Origin of the sequence: Klebsiella sp. 141153 (assembly GCF_032601995.1) — a bacterium.
GTDB classification, from domain to species: domain Bacteria; phylum Pseudomonadota; class Gammaproteobacteria; order Enterobacterales; family Enterobacteriaceae; genus Klebsiella; species Klebsiella aerogenes.
The window spans coordinates 51,714-69,326 of record NZ_JAQIRJ010000007.1 but is presented as its reverse complement, the minus strand read 5'-3'; the positions used below and the strand labels follow the sequence as shown (position 1 = coordinate 69,326).

At 57.5% G+C, this 17,613-nt stretch carries 13 protein-coding genes; 7 read left to right on the top strand and 6 right to left on the bottom strand.

Annotated features, from left to right (window positions below; genetic code table 11):
* Window positions 1-14 precede the first annotated feature (14 nt).
* On the bottom strand, window positions 15-1,517 hold the full coding sequence (locus tag PGS10_RS15130; protein WP_047066009.1) for a helicase HerA-like C-terminal domain-containing protein: 1,503 nt from the start codon (window positions 1,515-1,517) through the stop codon (window positions 15-17).
* 87 nt (window positions 1,518-1,604) lie between these two features.
* Window positions 1,605-2,426, bottom strand: coding sequence for a TIM barrel protein (locus PGS10_RS15125; RefSeq protein ID WP_316423203.1), 822 nt, complete (start codon window positions 2,424-2,426; stop codon window positions 1,605-1,607).
* Between the two features lie 355 nt (window positions 2,427-2,781).
* Here PGS10_RS15125 and PGS10_RS15120 point away from each other — a divergent pair, with 355 nt between their 5' ends.
* Both PGS10_RS15120 and iolB read left to right on the top strand, forming a co-directional pair.
* A complete protein-coding gene (locus PGS10_RS15120) occupies window positions 2,782-4,287 on the top strand; it encodes a CoA-acylating methylmalonate-semialdehyde dehydrogenase (protein ID WP_015368538.1) in 1,506 nt (501 codons plus the stop codon).
* A gap of 18 nt (window positions 4,288-4,305) precedes the next feature.
* On the top strand, window positions 4,306-5,106 hold the full coding sequence (gene iolB / locus PGS10_RS15115) for a 5-deoxy-glucuronate isomerase (RefSeq protein WP_047046197.1): 801 nt from the start codon (window positions 4,306-4,308) through the stop codon (window positions 5,104-5,106).
* An 85-nt stretch (window positions 5,107-5,191) separates the two neighbouring features.
* Here iolB and PGS10_RS15110 read toward each other — a convergent pair whose 3' ends face one another.
* Both PGS10_RS15110 and PGS10_RS15105 read right to left on the bottom strand, forming a co-directional pair.
* The gene (locus PGS10_RS15110; RefSeq protein WP_015368536.1) at window positions 5,192-6,046 is read right to left on the bottom strand and encodes a MurR/RpiR family transcriptional regulator; all 855 of its coding nucleotides are present in this window, start codon (window positions 6,044-6,046) and stop codon (window positions 5,192-5,194) included.
* 148 nt (window positions 6,047-6,194) lie between these two features.
* A complete protein-coding gene (locus PGS10_RS15105) occupies window positions 6,195-8,108 on the bottom strand; it encodes a bifunctional 5-dehydro-2-deoxygluconokinase/5-dehydro-2-deoxyphosphogluconate aldolase (protein WP_316423202.1) in 1,914 nt (637 codons plus the stop codon).
* A 527-nt stretch (window positions 8,109-8,635) separates the two neighbouring features.
* Here PGS10_RS15105 and iolD point away from each other — a divergent pair.
* From iolD to PGS10_RS15080, 5 genes are all read left to right on the top strand, one after another.
* Window positions 8,636-10,576, top strand: coding sequence for a 3D-(3,5/4)-trihydroxycyclohexane-1,2-dione acylhydrolase (decyclizing) (iolD, locus tag PGS10_RS15100; RefSeq protein ID WP_316423201.1), 1,941 nt, complete (start codon window positions 8,636-8,638; stop codon window positions 10,574-10,576).
* Between the two features lie 47 nt (window positions 10,577-10,623).
* Complete coding sequence (locus PGS10_RS15095) at window positions 10,624-11,637, top strand: Gfo/Idh/MocA family protein (protein ID WP_045394721.1); 1,014 nt, start codon at window positions 10,624-10,626, stop codon at window positions 11,635-11,637.
* A gap of 41 nt (window positions 11,638-11,678) precedes the next feature.
* Window positions 11,679-12,563, top strand: a complete 885-nt coding sequence (locus tag PGS10_RS15090; RefSeq protein ID WP_315712410.1) for a sugar phosphate isomerase/epimerase family protein — start codon at window positions 11,679-11,681, stop codon at window positions 12,561-12,563.
* A 23-nt stretch (window positions 12,564-12,586) separates the two neighbouring features.
* On the top strand, window positions 12,587-13,486 hold the full coding sequence (gene iolE / locus PGS10_RS15085; RefSeq protein ID WP_316423200.1) for a myo-inosose-2 dehydratase: 900 nt from the start codon (window positions 12,587-12,589) through the stop codon (window positions 13,484-13,486).
* Between the two features lie 153 nt (window positions 13,487-13,639).
* Window positions 13,640-15,136, top strand: a complete 1,497-nt coding sequence (locus PGS10_RS15080; protein ID WP_047066015.1) for a sugar porter family MFS transporter — start codon at window positions 13,640-13,642, stop codon at window positions 15,134-15,136.
* Window positions 15,137-15,236: 100 nt separating this feature from the next.
* On the opposite strand, the gene PGS10_RS15075 is transcribed toward PGS10_RS15080, so the two are convergent.
* Both PGS10_RS15075 and PGS10_RS15070 read right to left on the bottom strand, forming a co-directional pair.
* Window positions 15,237-16,547: an ABC transporter substrate-binding protein gene (locus tag PGS10_RS15075; protein ID WP_316423199.1), complete on the bottom strand. Its 1,311-nt coding sequence runs from the start codon at window positions 16,545-16,547 to the stop codon at window positions 15,237-15,239.
* Entirely contained in the window at window positions 16,540-17,613 is a 1,074-nt protein-coding gene (locus PGS10_RS15070; protein WP_316423198.1) for an ABC transporter ATP-binding protein, read from the bottom strand. Before PGS10_RS15070 ends, PGS10_RS15075 begins: the two co-directional genes overlap by 8 nt.

The following is a 17,613-nucleotide window of genomic DNA, read 5'->3' as shown; positions in this document are numbered from 1 at the left end:
GCTCGACACTGACGTCAACGGCGCCTTCCGCCAAGCAGGCTGCCCAGCATGCCGCGGACAATCTGGTTGGTGACCTGACGTACGGCGCTTTTGGCCGCGGTCTGTACGATACCGTCTCGTTTACCGCCGCGCGGGCCGGTCGTGCCGAACAGAATATCTTTCAGTCCGCCGAGCAGCCCGTCGTCATCGCCGGTTTGTTGGCCTTTTGCCGGCGGCGCCGACTGCTGCTCTGTGGCGACCTGCACCCCTTTTTGCAGCATTTCGAAGGCCGACTCGCGGTCAATCTCTTCTTCATACTTGCCGTACAGCGCCGAGTGGTTAATCAGGCCATTACGCTCATCATCGCTGACCGGCCCCATCCGTGAACATGGGGCGATGACCATCGCACGCTCAACTACCGACGGACTGCCTTTTTCGTCGAGGAAGGAGATCAGCGCTTCGCCGGTACCGAGCTCCTGAATGGCCTGCTCGGTACTGAACGCCGGATTGGCGCGCATGGTCTGGGCGGCGGTCTTCACCGCTTTTTGATCCTTCGGGGTAAAGGCTCGCAGGGCATGCTGCACGCGGTTGCCCAACTGGCCGAGCACTGCATCCGGGATATCCGACGGATTCTGCGAGACAAAATAGACGCCGACCCCTTTAGAACGGATAAGGCGAATCACCTGCTCGATTTTATCCAGCAGTACCTGCGGCGCATCGTTAAACAGCAGGTGGGCTTCGTCGAAGAAGAACACCAGCTTCGGTTTTTCGAGGTCGCCGGCTTCCGGCAGGCGCTCGTAGAGTTCGGAGAGCATCCACAGCAGGCTGGCGGCGTACAGCTTCGGCATCTGATAGAGCTTTTCAGCGCTGAGGATATTAATCACCCCTTTACCGCTGGCATCGACACGCATCCAGTCCTGAATATCCAGCATCGGTTCGCCGAAGAAGTGCTCTGCGCCTTGCTGCTCCAGGGTCAACAGCCCACGTTGGATAGCGCCTACCGACGCGCTGCTGATGTTGCCGTACTGATTCTGGAAGGCTTTGGCGTTATCGCCAATAAACTGGGTAATGGCGCGAAGATCTTTAAAGTCGAGCAGCAGCAGACCGCGATCGTCAGCGATACGGAAAATAATGTTCAGCACGCCGCTTTGTACTTCATTCAGGTTGAGCAGGCGGGCGAGCAGCAGGGGGCCGAGGTCAGACACCGTGGCGCGCACCGGGTGGCCCTTTTCACCAAAGATATCCCAAACAACCACCGGGTTGGCGTGCGGCTCCCAGTCGGTAACGCCGATTTTTTCCAGACGCGCCTGAAGTTTCTCAGAGCTCTGGCCTGCCTCCGCGATACCGGTCAGGTCGCCTTTCACATCGGCCATAAAGACCGGCACGCCGATCTCAGAAAACGACTCCGCCAGCTTTTGCAGAGTAACGGTTTTACCGGTGCCGGTGGCGCCGGTAATTAAGCCGTGACGGTTGGCCATTGCCGGCAGCAGGTGGAGCTGTTTGTCCAGCGTGCGTGCAATTAGCAGGGGTGAGCTCATGATCGATTCCTCCATTTATCCTGCGTCGATTATAGGCAACCTGACAGCAAAAAGAGGGAGGAAATCGATAACTCTCAACGTTTAATCTCACGCGCAGTGGCGTTGAATCAGCGCAATGCTCTGTTCAATCTCGCGGCGAATATCCTCTTCACGCCATGACGCCAGCTGCGGGGCGAAAGGCTCGAAGGCGTAATCGCCACGATATCCGCGGGCTTCGAGATGTTTTACCTGCTGGCAGGTCAGCAGCCTATCTTGTGGTGTCAGCATGATGCGCTCGTCGTCGGTCAACTGTTCTCGCGGGCGGGGATCGTCAACGCCGGAGAGGTGAACCAGACCTATCTCAGCAACGTCCAGCTGGCTGAATTCCTCTTCAGCTTGTGGATAGAGGTGGTGGTGGAAAGTATCAATTAACAGTTTAAACGGTACCTGGGCGTCGCGAATAAGCGCCTGCGCCTGCGCCGCCGAGCGCAGCGAACTTTGTGGGAAGCCCAGCGGCTCGACCAGGCCCTGAATGCCATATTGTTCGAACAGCGGCGCCAGCTCGCGCATAGCGGCAAGCGTTTCTTGCGGCGCTACGGTGGCGCCATCGTTTAACGGGCACATCACCAGCGATTTGGCGCCAATAGCCTGCGCCTCTTTTAGCAGCGACTCCGTCAGCTGACGTACTTCAGCGCTGTGGCGGTTGAAGGGATAGACGGCGTTGATCGTCAGAATTTCAAGCTGGTAACGGTCGGCCAGCCTGCGCACCTGCTGGTAGGTGAGCGCGTCGGTGACTTTACCGCTGGGTAAATCATTTCGCAGCTCGACCTTACGCAGCCCGAGTTCGCTCACCAGACGGAAAAACGCCTCAATGCTGAGCGACGGCGCAATTTTACGATTGATACAGAAACGCTGCGGGGCAATGGCCATTTGACACTCCTGACAAGATGTTGACTGGTTTAGTTCGATTGCCAGATAGTTAAAATGTTTATTTCATCATTAGCAATGGATGAAATGATGGTTATTTGAGCACGATCGCAAAATAGTTGCTGCGCCATTTCATGGTTTACATCAAAGCTAACCGCATAAAATCTCACCTTCTATACTGCTGTGATATGAAATCACATAGAGAGAGGCTTGCTGAAAAATGCGACAGCTATCACCAAAGTGGAATTTCATTTTATCTGTTTATTGAAATATAAATTTCATTTTACTACGGTTATAGCACAGCACAATCAGCGACGGGCCGTAACTTGAACGGCCTTCTACACTATGAGGCGAGAAGATGACTATCACAGGTAACTTTATTGGTGGGAAAACGGTAACCAGCAGCAGCCGCGAAACGATGCCGGTGTACGACCCGGCCACTGGCGATGTAGTTCGCGAAGTCACGCTTTCCACCGCGCAGGAGGTTTCCGACGCAATCCAGGTCGCTCGCGACGCTTTTGACAGCTGGTCCCGCACCACGCCGCTGCGCCGCGCCCGCGTGCTGTTCAATTTTAAAATGCTGCTCGAACAGCACGTCGATGAACTGGCGGGAATTATCGTTAGCGAGCACGGCAAAGTGTGGTCCGATGCGTTGGGCGAGCTGACCCGCGGCATGGAAGTGGTTGAGTTCGCCTGCGGTATTCCGCATCTCATTAAAGGTGAGTTTTCTTCCGACGTGGGTACCGGCGTCGACAGCTATTCGCTCATGCAGCCGCTGGGCGTGGTGGCGGGGATAACGCCGTTTAATTTCCCGGCGATGGTGCCGATGTGGATGTTCCCCATCGCGCTGGCCTGCGGCAACAGCTTCGTGCTGAAACCACCGGCGCTGGCGCCAACCGCGGCGGTACGCATGGCTGAGTTACTGAAAGAAGCCGGTCTGCCGGATGGCGTCTTTAACGTCATCCATTGCAGCAATGAAGATGCCGAGCAGCTTTATACCGACCCGCGTATTGCCGCCGTCAGCTTTGTCGGCTCCTCCGGCGTGGCGGAATATATCTATAAAACCGCCAGCGCTCACGGAAAACGCGTCCAGGCGTTTGGCGCGGCGAAAAACCATGCCATCGTGATGCCGGACGCCGATCTTGATGCGACCGTGAATGCCATTATGGGCGGCGCGTATGGTTCCGCTGGCGAGCGCTGTATGGCCCTGCCGGTAGTGGTGGCCGTCGGTGACGAGACCGCAGATAAGTTAATCGCCCGCCTGAAACCATTAGTTGAGTCGCTGAAAGTCGGTCCCGGCTGCCTGCGCGGCAAAGACGAAAACGAAATGGGGCCGGTGGTATCCGAAGCGCATCAGAAAAAAGTACTCGGCTATATTGATAAGGGCGTCAGCGAAGGGGCGTCGTTGGTGGTGGATGGCCGCAGGCTGCGCGTAGCCGGGCATGAGGACGGATATTACGTTGGCGGTACGCTGTTTGACCACGTCACTCCTGAAATGACCATCTGGCGCGAAGAGATATTTGGTCCGGTGCTGGGGATCGTTCGCGTCGCTGATTACCAAAGCGCGCTGGCGCTGGTTAACAGCCATGAATTTGGCAACGGCAGCGCCGTCTTTACCAGCAACGGCCATACCGCCCGCGAGTTCGTCCATGACGTACAGGCCGGCATGGTTGGCGTCAACGTACCGGTGCCGGTGCCGATGGCCTTCCATAGCTTCGGCGGCTGGAAGCGCTCGGTATTTGGCGCGCTGAACGTCCACGGGCCGGACGGCGTCCGCTTCTATACCCGTATGAAAACTGCCACCGTGCGCTGGCCGCAGGGGCAGCAAACCGTATCTGAATTCAGTATGCCGACGTTAGGTTAATCGGCGAAGGAGAACGCTATGTCGTTATTGGCTAAAGCGCAAAAAGAGGGACATATCCAGCACATCACCCCGCAGAGCGCGGGGTGGCAGTATATTGGCTTTGATGTCTGGATGTTAAAACAGGGGCAAACCGTGACCCTGGAGAGCGGCGAGCGTGAGCTATGTCTGGTACTGGTTTCCGGGCTGGCCTCGATCAAAACTCAGCACGCCGATTTTCCCGACCTTGGTAAACGCATGTCGCCATTCGAGCGTACGCCGCCGTGGTCGGTCTATGTGCCGCCGCACGATAAGGTCGAGGTCACTGCAGATTCCGATCTTGAGCTGGCGGTTTGCAGCGCGCCGGGCAAAGGCAGCTTCCCGGCGCGAGTGATACGGCCTGAGGATGTCGGCGTAGAGCATCGCGGTAAAGGGCGCAACCAGCGCCTGGTGCACAATATTCTGCCGGATAATGCGCAGGCGGATTGCCTGCTGGTGGTGGAAGTCTACACCGAAGAAGGGGCGACCAGCTCCTGGCCATCGCACAAGCACGATACCGCGCTGCCGGGGCAGGAAACCCAGCTGGAAGAGACCTACTACCACCGCTTCGATCCGCCGCAAGGCTTTGCCTTTCAGCGAGTGTACACCGATGACCGCAGCCTGGATGCCTGTATGGCGCCCTATAACCATGATGTGGTGATGGTGCCGCGCGGCTACCATCCGGTAGCGGCGATCGCCGGTTACAACAGCTACTATCTGAACGTAATGGCGGGGCCGGATCGTAAGTGGCTATTTACCTGGGAAGACGATCACGCCTGGATCAACAGCGATCGCTATTCATAGTGCGCGATAAACGAGAAAAGCCGGGGATGTCCCCGGCTTTTTTGTCTGTTGATTGCCGTTGTTTACATCGTAGCGCAACGGGTAATCAGGCGCGGTGCTGCTGCGGCTCTTTGCTGCTATTCAATGCCAGCGATACCGCCAACGTCTGCGCCAGGCACAGCGAGGCCACCTGCGAACGGAAACCATCGACCTGCGCTTCACGCACCACAAAGCACACATCACTGAAGGCGGCAAGCGGGCTTACCTGGCTATCGGTAATGGCGATTTGTCGCGCCTTGCGCTGGGCGCCAAGCTCAACCAGCTCCACCACTTCACGGGCGTAGGGCGAGAAACTCACCGCCACAACCACATCCTTCGGCCCCACCAGACTGAGCTGCTCGGTGAACATCCCGCCGAGGCCGTCGATCAGGAAGGCTTTGCGATCCAGATGGCGCAGCGCGTAGGTCAGGTAAGAGGCGACGCTGAACGAGCGACGCAGGCCGATGACATAGATATTTTCCGCATCCGCCAGTAAATCTACCGCGCGGTTGAGGTCTTCGCCGGAGGTCTGCATTGCCAGTTGCTGCAGCGCCTGGGTATTGACCATGCTGAACATGTTGAGGATTTCCGTCGGCGTTTCCGGCGGCGTCGTTTCGTCGTTAGTGGTCTGGCGGAACAGACGCGCGCGCTCGGTGTAGTTGGCGGTCTCTTCCATCAGATGCTGCCTGAACATCTGCTTCATTTCGTTAAAGCCGCTAAAGCCAAAGGCGTTAGCGAAGCGAATCAGCGTTGAGGGCGGAACGTCAGCCTGTTGCGCAATGGAGGCTACGGTATCGAAAGCAACGCTATTACTGTTATCCAGTATATAGCGCGCCACCTGCTTCAGACGTTTGCTGAGCGTGTCGTAGCGCCGTCTGATTTCATCCTGCAGGATGGTCAGTTGGGTCGGATTATTAGCCATAAGTTGCGCTCTGAGAAAATGGAAGGAATATGGCTTCCAGTGTACCAAATGAAGCGAATTTTTCATTTTTTGCGATGAAATACGCGATTCATTTCACGAAGAAACCGCAGGCCCGCCATTTTCAAGGAAGAGGCGGGCCTGAAGGAGGTTAGCCGCGCGCTTCGCGCCAGTAGCCGATGAGCCGCAAATAGTTACGCTTCACTTCATCGATTAGCGTGGCGTCATCCAGTTCGCCCTGCATCCAGCGGCGCGAAGGCTGGCCAAAGATGGTGCGGCCGACGGCAAAACCCTTGATCATCGGGTGTCCGGCCGCTTCGGCGAAACCTGAACGCAGGCGATCCGATGGGGCATCCAGCCCCAGGAGCAGGATGCCCCGGCACCATGGATCTTCGCGCTCGATAAGCGCTGAGATCCGCTCCCACTGGGCGCTGGCCAGCGGCGGCAGTTTCCACCAGTCCGGCTGGATCCCCAACTGATAGAAGTGCTCCAGCATAGTGTGGTAGTGGCGTTCGTCTTTGTCCGGTCCGTTCTCCGGCAGGATCACTTCCAATAGCAGCTCGTGTCCGGACTTATTACAGGCCTGCCAGACTTCAAGCAGCAGCGCGTCCTGCTCGGCGCGCAGCGCCGCCGGATCGTCCGGATGGTAAAAGACCAGACATTTGACGACGTGCTCAAGCGGCCAGTCGATCAGTTGTGAGCCAATATTACCGTGCTCAAGGCGCAGCGGACGCGAGCTGGGGAGCTCAATTGGCCGACCGATCCACCAGCCTTTACCGGTAATGGCGTTAAGCGCACGCTGGCCGTAGGTGCCGTCGGCCAGGATACCGCTACGCTGTTCAAGCCCGGCCTCAGCGGCTGCGGCTTCGGCGGCTGCCAACAGTAGCAGCTTGAGCCGGGGAATGCAGGCCGGATCGCGGCCGGTTTCTAACGCCAGGTCCGCCAGTTGTTTGCGGTGGTCAAAGGCGAAGATACATAGCTCTGGCCACGGCTGGCGGCGGCTGGTCACCCGGTGCAAGTGATTGAGCCGCGCATCGATATCCGGGCGCGGAACGGCATCTGCCCGCGATAGATAATCATCAAGTTCGACTTTCGTCGGCATCGCCGGCGCGCAGCCGTGGCGCGAAACCACCAGCGCGCCGCAGGCGTTGGCGTAGCGGCAGGCCTGTTCCCAGCCTTCATCATTCAGCCAGCCGCGCAGCAGGCCGGACATAAAGGCGTCGCCGGCGCCGAGCACGTTAAGCACCTCGACGCGAACGCCCTGCTGCAGCGGGACGCTATCCCAGCTATCCGGGATCGCGCCTTCCAGCACCACGCAACCCATCGGCCCGCGCTTGCAGACCAGCGTCGCGTTAGTGGCGTGGCGCACGTTTTTCAGCGCGGTGAGGGTGTCGGTACTGCCGCCGGCAATATGAAACTCCTCTTCGGTGCCCACGACTAAATCGAACAGATGCAGAACTTCCTGCAGCTGGCGGGTCACCGGTCCGGATTCAATGAAACGCGTTTCACCGTCGCCAAGTGAAGTCAGCCCCCACAGCACCGGGCGATAGTCGATATCCAGTGCGGTACGCAGACCGTGGCGGCGGGCGTATTCCAGCGCTTTCAGCACCGCTTCGCGGGTATTGGCATGTGAAAGATGCGTGCCGGTCACCGCCAGAGCGCGGGAAGAAGCGATGTACTGTTCATTAATATCGTCAGGCGTCAGCGCCATATCGGCGCAGTTGTCACGGTAGAAAATGAGCGGGAAGGTATCCTGATCCTTGATTCCCAGCATCACCAATGCGGTCAGCCGGTCTTTATCCGTGATCAGGTATTCGGTATCGACCCCTGCGCGGCTGAGGGTTTCACGCAGGAAGCGACCGTTGTGTTCATCGCCAACGCGGGCCAGCATCGCTGATTTCAACCCCTGAATCGCGGTGCCAAAGGCGACGTTGCCTGAGGAGCCGCCGAGATATTTGGCGAAACTCGCCACATCTTCCAACCTTGCCCCTATCTGCTGGGCGTAGAGATCGACGGCCACCCGGCCAATACAGATGACGTCGAGCCGCTTAACTGCTGCATTCATCGCTTGGGTTTCCTTTTGCATATTTGCTGCCAGGAGAAGGTCGCTCGAGTGACGGTCTGCCGTGAACAGCCTGATGGTTATTGGTTATCTCTAGTTTGAGAAATAAATATTTCATTTTCAAATCTAATCGAAATTAAAAAACCAAAAGTGTGAAGGATCTACCACTCTGCGCGGCTGAGCAGCTGCCTGCTCATACATGCTGTCTGCGTCCCGTTTACCCATGTTCCCCTTTTTTTAATATCAATATTATCCATAATTTTCATGTAGATAATTTTGTTTTTCCTCTTTTGTTTGGAAGCCTTCTCGCGAAGGAGATGTAAGTGAAACGTGTGAAATGGGTAGAGAGTTTGATCCTTCTCGCAAAATGAAACATTTCTTCTGTATTTGTGTTTAATGAAAAAAATGTTTGCCTATAATCCAAAAATATTCCAGTGGACGTTAACGGCTTTCCCGCACCTACGCCATCTTCTTTGGCGAGCAAAGCGCTAACTCACACGACAAATACTGAACGATAAGGATTAGGCAACATGGGCAAACTGAGACTGACAATGGCGCAGGCGCTGGTGAAGTTCCTTGATAACCAGTATCTGGAGGTGGACGGCGAAGCGCAGAAATTCGTGAAAGGGATTTTCGCTATCTTTGGTCACGGCAACGTGTTGGGCTTAGGCCAGGCGCTGGAAGAAAACCGCGGCGAGCTGCGGGTTTATCAGGGGCGTAATGAACAAGGAATGGCGCATGCGGCGACCGGCTTTGCTCGCCAGTCGCTGCGTCGGCAGATTATAGCCTGTACTTCATCCATCGGCCCCGGGGCGGCCAACATGATCACCGCCGCGGCGACGGCTACGGCCAACCGTATCCCGCTGTTATTACTGCCGGGCGATGTATTCGCCACCCGCCAGCCGGACCCGGTACTGCAGCAAATCGAACAGAGCTACGATCTGAGTATCACGACTAACGACGCATTTCGCGCGGTGAGTAAGTACTGGGATCGTATTACCCGCCCGGAACAGCTCATGAGCGCCTGCATTAATGCCATGCGCGTGCTGACGGATCCGGCGGAAACCGGCGCCGTTACCTTGTGTCTGCCGCAGGACGTGCAGGGTGAAGCCTGGGATTATCCCGAGTCCTTTTTTGCCCGCCGCGTCCACCGTCTGGATCGCCGTCCGCCAAGCGCGGCGCAGCTGGCTGATGCGGTAGCGGCAATAAAAGCCAGCCGTAAACCGCTCATCGTCTGCGGCGGCGGCGTGAAATATTCCGCGGCAGGCGATGCGCTGGTGAGCTTCGCCGAACGTTACGGGATTCCGTTTGCGGAAACGCAGGCCGGTAAGGGCACGGTGGTTTCATCGCATCCGCTGAACGTCGGTGGCGTTGGCGAAACGGGCTGTCTGGCTGCCAACCTGTTGGCGAAAGAGGCCGATTTGGTCATCGGTATCGGCACACGCTTTAGCGATTTCACTACCTCCTCGAAATGGATATTCCAATCCCCTGGCGTGCGCTTTCTTAACGTTAACGTCAGTAATTTTGATGCCTGGAAGCTGGACGGCATCCCAATGCTGGCGGACGCCCGCGAGGCGCTAAGCACGCTCAGCGCTGCGCTGTCGAACGAGCCCTGGCAGGCAGAATGGGGCGCGCAGATTGCAAGCGTCCAGAGCCGGCAGATGAAAGAGACCCAGCGCGTCTATCAGGCGGTCTGGCAGGAAACGGATTTCGTACCAGAAATTGATGACCATATTGACCGCGAATCGGTATATCGCGAATTCCGTCAAATCACGGATTCTACCCTGACGCAAAGCAGCATTCTTGGCCTGCTGAACGAGTCGCTGGCGGCGGATGCGGTCATTGTGGCGGCGGCGGGCAGCCTGCCGGGGGATTTACAACGCGTCTGGCGCAACCGGGCGCCGAATACCTATCACGTCGAGTACGGCTACTCATGCATGGGTTATGAAGTCAACGCCGCTCTCGGCGTGAAGCTGGCGCAGCCGCAGAGAGAGGTCTATTCGCTGGTCGGCGATGGCTCCTTCATGATGCTGCACTCTGAACTGGTCACTTCCTTGCAGGAGCGGGCGAAGATCAACGTCATTCTGCTCGACAACATGGCGAACGGCTGCATCAACAACCTGCAGCTGGAACACGGTATGGATAGCTTTGGCACCGAGTTCCGCTACCGCTCGGCGGAAAACGGCCAGCTGCAGGGCGGGCTGGTGCCGGTGGATTTCGCCACGATCGCTTCCGGCTACGGCTGCAAGACCTGGCGGGTCACCACCCTCGATGAGCTTCGCCACGCGCTGGATGCCGCTCGCCGTGAAACCGTCAGCACGCTTATCGACATTAAAGTGCTGCCGAAAACCATGGTCCACAAATACGGGAGCTGGTGGAACGTCGGCGTGGCGCAGACGGCGCTGTCGGAACGCATCCGTAAAGTCGCTGAAATGATTAATGAAAAACGCGCCCAGGCGCGGGATTACTAACAAAGAACACGAACCCTGAACCCTACAGAACTACGGAGAGAACCATCATGTCACTCAAATTAGGTGTCATCGGCGCAGGCGCCATCGGTAAAGAACATATCCGTCGCTGCACCCAGGTCTTACAGGGGGCGACCGTGGTCGCCGTATCCGATATCAATGCCGATAACGCCCGTGCGGCAGTTTCTCTGCCGGGCGTGCAGGCGGAAGTCTACGCCGATGGTCATGATGTGATTAAAGCCAGCGACGTTGACGCCGTGCTGGTGACCTCCTGGGATCCAACCCATGAAGAGTACACCCTGGCGGCTATTGAGGCCGGTAAGCCCGTATTTTGCGAAAAACCGCTGGCGATGAGCGCGGAAGGCTGCCGCCGTATCGTTGATGCTGAAATGAAAGCCGGGCGTCGCTTGGTGCAGGTTGGCTTTATGCGCCCGTACGATGAAGGCTATCTGGCGCTGAAGAAGGTCATTGACGACGGCGATATCGGCGCGCCGCTGATGCTGCGCTGTGCTCACCGCAACCAGTCGGTCGGTGAGAACTACACCACCGATATGGCGATCACCAACACCCTGATCCACGAACTGGACGTGCTGCGCTGGCTGCTGAACGATGATTATCGTTCGGTGCAAGTACGCTTCCCGCGCTCGACCTCCCATACCCATGCGCGGCTGAAAGACCCACAGATCGTCTCGTTTGAAACGAAAAAGGGCACCCTGATCGACGTCGAAGTCTTCGTGAATTGCCAGTACGGCTATGACATCCAGTGCGAAGTCGTTGGCGAAACGGGCATTGCGCGCCTGCCGGAACCGTCGGCGGTGGAGATGCGTAAAGCCGCCAGCCTGTCTACCGCCATCCTCACCGACTGGAAAGACCGTTTCATCAAAGCCTACGACGTCGAACTGCAGGCATTTATCAATGATGTGAAAGCCGGCAAGTTGCAGGGCCCCTCCGCCTGGGACGGCTATGCGGCATCGGTTGCCGCCGACGCCTGTTTGAAGGCGCAAGAGTGTAACGAACCAGTAGCAGTGTCGCTGCCTGAGTGCCCGGCATTCTACCAACGCTAAACCCTCCTTCACCGACGTAACGTTTCAAACAGGTAACGACGATGAAAATTGCTTTTGATGTCGATGTGATTCGAGATCTCGGGATCACCAGAATGGTCCAGCAGGTGGCGGAGTGGGGCTACAAATACATTGAGCAGTCGCCGCACCCGCAGATTAACCCGTTCTACAAGCATCCGCGCGCCAGCCGGGAGATCATGGCCGAATATAAGCAGGCGCTGCGTGACAACGGCGTTGAACTCTCCTCGTTCATCTGCGTTTATCGTTGGTCTGGCCCGGATGAGCTGCGCCGACAGGCGGCGGTGAAGAACTGGAAGCGGCTAATCGAAGTGGCGGTGGAGATGGGTGTGCAGGTTATCAACACCGAATTTTCCGGCGATCCTAACCAGCCGGAAATTTGCGAAGAGATGTTCTACCGCTCGATGGAAGAGCTGCTGCCGATATTCGAACGTGAAGGTATCCGCCTCGAAATCCAGGCCCATCCGTGGGACTTCTGCGAAGAAAACAACGAGACGGTGGATATCGTTAAGTCCTTCCGCAGCGACAACGTGAAGTATGTCTACAGCGTGCCGCACACCTTTTTCTACGACAAAGGCAAAGGTGAAGTTGAGAAGATGCTGCGCTATGCCGGGCAGGACCTGTCGCACGTGTTGATTGCCGATACCCGCAACCACACCAAACACTGCCGCTATATCGTTAATCCGCCGGGCGTTGATGCCGCCGTACACCAGCACGTCGGTGTCGGCGAGGGGGATGTCGATTTCAATGCTCTGTTTAGCACCCTGCGCGATATGCGCTTCGCTGAACAGACCTTCAAAGTTGGCGGTGAACCGATCGTCTGCACCTCGCTGTTTGGTTACCCGGAAAAGATGAAATACCAGGCCGTGGAAACGCGTGAACTTATCGAACGTGAACTGCTGCGCCGGTAAGGCGCGGCGGCAGGAGCATCAAAATGAACAAAGACAACGTCAAACTGGCTATCGCCCCTATCGGTTGGACTAACGACGATATGCCTGAGCTGGGGAGCGAAAACACCTTTCAGCAAACGGTCAGCGAAATGGCGCTGGCCGGGTTTACCGGCAGCGAAGTTGGCAGCAAATATCCGCGCGACCCGGCGGTGCTGAAGCCGATGCTGGATGTTCGCGGCATGCAAATTTGCAACGCCTGGTTCAGCACCTTCTTCGCGGATGGCCAAAGAGAAAAAACCATCGATGAATTCGTTAACCACATGAATTTCCTCCATGCGATGGGCGCGAAGGTGATTGGCTGCTCTGAGCAAAGCGGCAGTATCCAGGGGCTCGATAAACCGATTCTCGGCGATGCGAAGCCGTGCTTTAGCGACGAAGAGTGGCAGCGGGTAGCCGAAGGTTATAACGCGCTTGGCAAACTGGCGGCAGAGAAGGGGATGCAGGTTTGTCTGCATCACCATATGGGCACCGGCATTCAGACTACCGCGGAGATCGACAAGTTTATGTCGCTGGTGGACGAACGCGTCTTCCTGCTCTATGACACCGGTCACGCCTGGTATTCAGAGGGCGGCGAGGCGCCGATGCTGGCGATCCTGAAAAAATATCTGCCGCGCATCAACCACGTGCATCTGAAAGACGTCCGCCCCGCGGTGATTGAGCAGGTGCGCCGTGAAGGGCTCTCATTCCTCGACGGCGTCAAGAAAGGCACCTTTACCGTACCGGGAGATGGCGCCATCGATTTCCGTCCGGTTTTCCAGATGCTGGATGACTACGGCTATAAGGGGTGGATGGTGGTGGAAGCCGAACAAGACCCCGCGCTGGCGAACCCCTTCGAATACGCGGTGAAAGCGCGTAAATACATCCGCGAAACGGCAGGAATCTGATCGTTGATGCATTTCAGGCCACACAGCTGCGTGGCCTGCTTTTTCTAAACCTCAATTGAACCACACGATAACGACACGTCCGTGAGGCTGGAGGCCTCTGTATTCAGACAAGAGCATATCTTCCCCCTACAAGGTAGGTTACTGGAGTCTTCTATGTCACAGGAACAATATCTCACACTCAATAAAGCGTCGGGGCCGAATAGCGACGCCCCGGCAACGCCGTTTGTTAAGATCGTCGCGTTGATCGCCACCTTAGGCGGTTTACTCTTTGGCTACGACACCGGGGTGATTTCCGGCGCCCTGCTGTTTATGGGTAATGAACTGCACCTCACGCCGTTTACCACCGGGCTGGTGACCAGCTCGCTGCTGTTCGGCGCCGCATTCGGCGCACTGCTTTCTGGCCATCTGGCCAGCGCCGCAGGCAGAAAGAAAATCATCCTCTGGCTGGCGGTGATCTTCGCTATTGGCGCGGTGGGTACCGCCCTTGCGCCGGACGTCAACTGGATGATTTTCTTCCGCCTGGTACTCGGCGTAGCGGTTGGCGGCGCGGCGGCGACGGTGCCGGTATATATCGCTGAGATGGCGCCCGCCAACAAACGCGGGCAACTGGTCACGCTGCAGGAGCTGATGATCGTCTCCGGCCAGCTGCTGGCCTATATCTCTAACGCCACCTTCCATGAGCTGTGGGGCGGCGAGAGCACCTGGCGCTGGATGCTGGCGGTGGCGACGCTGCCTGCCGTGCTGCTGTGGTTTGGCATGATGTTTATGCCGGATACCCCGCGCTGGTACGCGATGAAAGGCCGACTGGCGGAAGCGCGCCGGGTGCTGGAGCGTACGCGGCGTAAAGATGATGTCGAATGGGAGCTAATGGAGATTACGGAAACTCTCGACGAGCAGCGCAATCTCGGTAAGCCAAAAATTCGTGAAATCATGACTCCGTGGCTGTTTAAGCTGTTCATGATCGGTATCGGCGTGGCGGTTATTCAGCAGCTTACCGGCGTCAATACCATTATGTACTATGCGCCGACGGTGCTGACCTCGGTCGGTATGACCGATAACGCCGCGCTGTTCGCCACCATTGCCAACGGCGTGGTTTCGGTACTGATGACCTTTGTTGGCATCTGGATGCTGGGGAAGATAGGCCGTCGCCCGATGACCATGATCGGCCAGTTCGGCTGTACCGCCTGCCTGGTGTTTATCGGCGCGGTGAGCTACCTGCTGCCGGAAACGGTCAATGGTCAGCCGGATGCGCTGCGCGCCTATATGGTACTGGCGGGAATGCTGCTGTTCCTGAGCTTCCAGCAGGGGGCGCTGTCGCCGGTGACCTGGCTGCTGTTGTCGGAAATTTTCCCAACCCGGATGCGCGGGATGTTTATGGGCGGGGCGGTGTTCTCAATGTGGATTGCCAACTTCCTGATCTCGCTGTTCTTCCCGATGCTGCTGTCGTGGGTCGGCCTGTCCGGAACCTTCTTTATCTTTGCGGCAATCGGCATCTTCGGCGCGATCTTCGTGATCAAATGCGTGCCGGAAACGCGCAACCGCAGCCTTGAGCAGATCGAGCACTATCTGCGCGAGAAGCTGGATACCAGCCCGGCGGGAAAAGCCTACGCGCGTAAATCCTGGGCTTCGTCGCAGGCGGATAAAATCTAAGGCTTCACAAAATCTCCCCGGCGCATCCTGCGCTGGGGGCGGTTGGTCACCCGGCCTGGGCGTTTACGCCGCAAGCCGGGCGCCCCGCAACCGATCTGTGCTACTTCACTTCTCCCAGCGCGGTCTTATCAACATAAGGTTTCATTAGCGCGTCAGCTTCCTTCTGTGCCGCCTGTACCGCGGCTTCCGGCGTTACTTTGGCATCGTTGACCACCGCCGCCAGCTGGTTCTCCATCGCCTTACGCACGGCGACGGTCTCCCTGGTGGAGTACCACGGATGCGCGTACTTCAGCTGTTCAAGGGCGATCGCCGCCCGCGGATCCTGCTGCAGATATGCTTTCATCTCCGGCGTATCGTAAGAAGCCTTGCGCGGCGAGAAGTAGCCGGTAAAGCGGCTCCACGCCCCGTTCACCTGCGGGCTTACCAGATAAGTCAGGAACTGGTAGGCCGCTTTCTTCTGCGCGTCGTTGATGCCTTTAAAGCTTACCAGGCTGGCGCCGCCGATCGGCACCGCGCGCTGCTCCTTGGCTGGTAGCATGGCGACGCCGAGTTCAAAATCTTTACTGTTCTCGCGCATAAAGCCCAGCGCGCCGGTGCTGAGCATCGCCATGCCAAGTTTGCCGGAGAAGAATGAAGCGCTGATCTGCTTCGAATTCAGTACCCCGGAAGGCATCACTTTGTCTTTGTAGATCAGATCCTGCCAGAAGCGCAGAGCGCCGATAGCGGTCGGCGAGTTGTAATAAACCTCACCCGGATAGTCTTCATTGAAATATTTACCGCCGTTGGCGCGCACCAGCGCCGAGAAGATCCAGCCGCCGTAGTCGTCGTTGGTCGACGGCAGCATGATCCCCCACTGGCCTTTGCTCTCGTCGGTCAGCTTTTTTGCATCGGCCAGCAGCTCGGCCCAGGTCTGCGGTGGTTGGGCGATACCAGCCCGATCGAACAGCGTCTTGTTGTAGTAGAGGATTGGCGTCGAGTTATGGAATGGGATCGCATAGGTGGTGCCCATCACCTGGGCGTTCTTATGCATCGCAGGCCAGAATTCCTTTTGCAGAAAATCGCCAGCCTTTTGATCGCCATATTTAAACAGTTCGTCCATCGGCAGGATCTCATCCTTCAGCGCCAGATCGGTAGTGAAGTTGGCGGACATGATCACCAGCGCCGGCGGTTGTCCGGCCTTCTGTGCGGATTCGGCTTTGATCTTGGTGGTGTCATAGTTGCCGGTGAAGATGCCGCGAACTTCGACATCCTGCTGCGAGTCGTTGAACGTTTTAATAACGCGTGTCATCTCCATCGTCAGCTTGCCGTCGACCGGGGCCGGGAACATGAAGTCTATTTTCTCTTTCGCCAGCGCCGCGCCGCTCAGGGCGAGGCTGAGCCCAACCGTCAGGGCGGTGAGGGGGTTAAACATGGTCTGTCTCCATCAGTAAATTATGCTGGGTCTCAGCATGAAAAAGATGCACATCGGCAGGCGAGAAGCCGAGGATCAGCGATTCGCCTTTTTCAGGTACCGTGCCGCGGTGGCGGCGGCTAAAGCGCAGGGTGCCGATCGGCGTTCTGACGTGGAGCAGATAATCGGCCCCCATCAGTTCTCGTTGCAGGACGGTGCCCGGCAGGCGCAGATGGCCTTGCTCCACGCGGTCGGTAATATGTTCCGGGCGAATGCCCAGCCAGACGCGGGTCTGGCTGCGGTGGCGCGGCGGTAGCGGATGGCGTAGTTCGCCAAGCTGAACGTTGCCGTCAACGCAGGGGAGCGATAGCAGGTTCATCGCTGGCGAACCGATAAATCCGGCCACGAACAGATTGGCCGGGTTGGCATACAGATATTCTGGCCGTCCTACCTGCTGCACGTGGCCGCCGTTCATCACCACGATGCGGTCGGCCATCGACATCGCCTCGGTCTGATCGTGGGTGACGTAGACGGTACTGGTTTTCAACTGCTGGTGGAGGTCCATAATGCTGTCACGGACTTCGCTGCGCAGGCGGGCGTCGAGGTTGGACAGCGGTTCATCCATTAAGAACAGCCGCGGATTACGCACGATCGCCCGCGCCATCGCTACCCGCTGCCGTTGGCCGCCGGAGAGCTTCGCCGGTTTGCGATCGAGCAGCGCCTCCAGCTGCAGCATCTGCGCGACTTTATCTACCCGCGGCTGCCAGCCGCTTTTCTCTTCCTTGCGTACCTTCATGCCGAAGGTGATGTTGTCGCGCACAGAGAGATGTGGAAACAGCGCATAGTTCTGGAAGATCATCGCAAAATTGCGTTCGCGCGGCGTGGTGTCGGTGATGTTCTCATCATGCAGCCAGATTTCGCCTTCGCTGACCTGATCCAACCCGGCAAGCAGGCGCAGTAGGGTGCTTTTACCACAGCCCGACGGGCCGACCAGCACCACAAATTCGCCTTCGTGGATATCAAGCGACAGCGCGCTGAGCGCTGGTTTACCGTCGAAATGTTTACTGATGTTTTGCAGACTGAGCAT

Excerpts from the sequence above, each read along its gene's own strand:
- PGS10_RS15130 (WP_047066009.1), bottom strand. The coding sequence starts at position 1,517 with ATGAGCTCACCCCTGCTAATTGCACGCACGCTGGACAAACAGCTCCAC.
- PGS10_RS15125 (WP_316423203.1), bottom strand. The coding sequence starts at position 2,426 with ATGGCCATTGCCCCGCAGCGTTTCTGTATCAATCGTAAAATTGCGCCG.
- PGS10_RS15120 (WP_015368538.1), top strand. The coding sequence starts at position 2,782 with ATGACTATCACAGGTAACTTTATTGGTGGGAAAACGGTAACCAGCAGC.
- iolB (WP_047046197.1), top strand. The coding sequence starts at position 4,306 with ATGTCGTTATTGGCTAAAGCGCAAAAAGAGGGACATATCCAGCACATC.
- PGS10_RS15110 (WP_015368536.1), bottom strand. The coding sequence starts at position 6,046 with ATGGCTAATAATCCGACCCAACTGACCATCCTGCAGGATGAAATCAGA.
- PGS10_RS15105 (WP_316423202.1), bottom strand. The coding sequence starts at position 8,108 with ATGAATGCAGCAGTTAAGCGGCTCGACGTCATCTGTATTGGCCGGGTG.
- iolD (WP_316423201.1), top strand. The coding sequence starts at position 8,636 with ATGGGCAAACTGAGACTGACAATGGCGCAGGCGCTGGTGAAGTTCCTT.
- PGS10_RS15095 (WP_045394721.1), top strand. The coding sequence starts at position 10,624 with ATGTCACTCAAATTAGGTGTCATCGGCGCAGGCGCCATCGGTAAAGAA.
- PGS10_RS15090 (WP_315712410.1), top strand. The coding sequence starts at position 11,679 with ATGAAAATTGCTTTTGATGTCGATGTGATTCGAGATCTCGGGATCACC.
- iolE (WP_316423200.1), top strand. The coding sequence starts at position 12,587 with ATGAACAAAGACAACGTCAAACTGGCTATCGCCCCTATCGGTTGGACT.
- PGS10_RS15080 (WP_047066015.1), top strand. The coding sequence starts at position 13,640 with ATGTCACAGGAACAATATCTCACACTCAATAAAGCGTCGGGGCCGAAT.
- PGS10_RS15075 (WP_316423199.1), bottom strand. The coding sequence starts at position 16,547 with ATGTTTAACCCCCTCACCGCCCTGACGGTTGGGCTCAGCCTCGCCCTG.
- PGS10_RS15070 (WP_316423198.1), bottom strand. The coding sequence starts at position 17,613 with ATGCTCAGTCTGCAAAACATCAGTAAACATTTCGACGGTAAACCAGCG.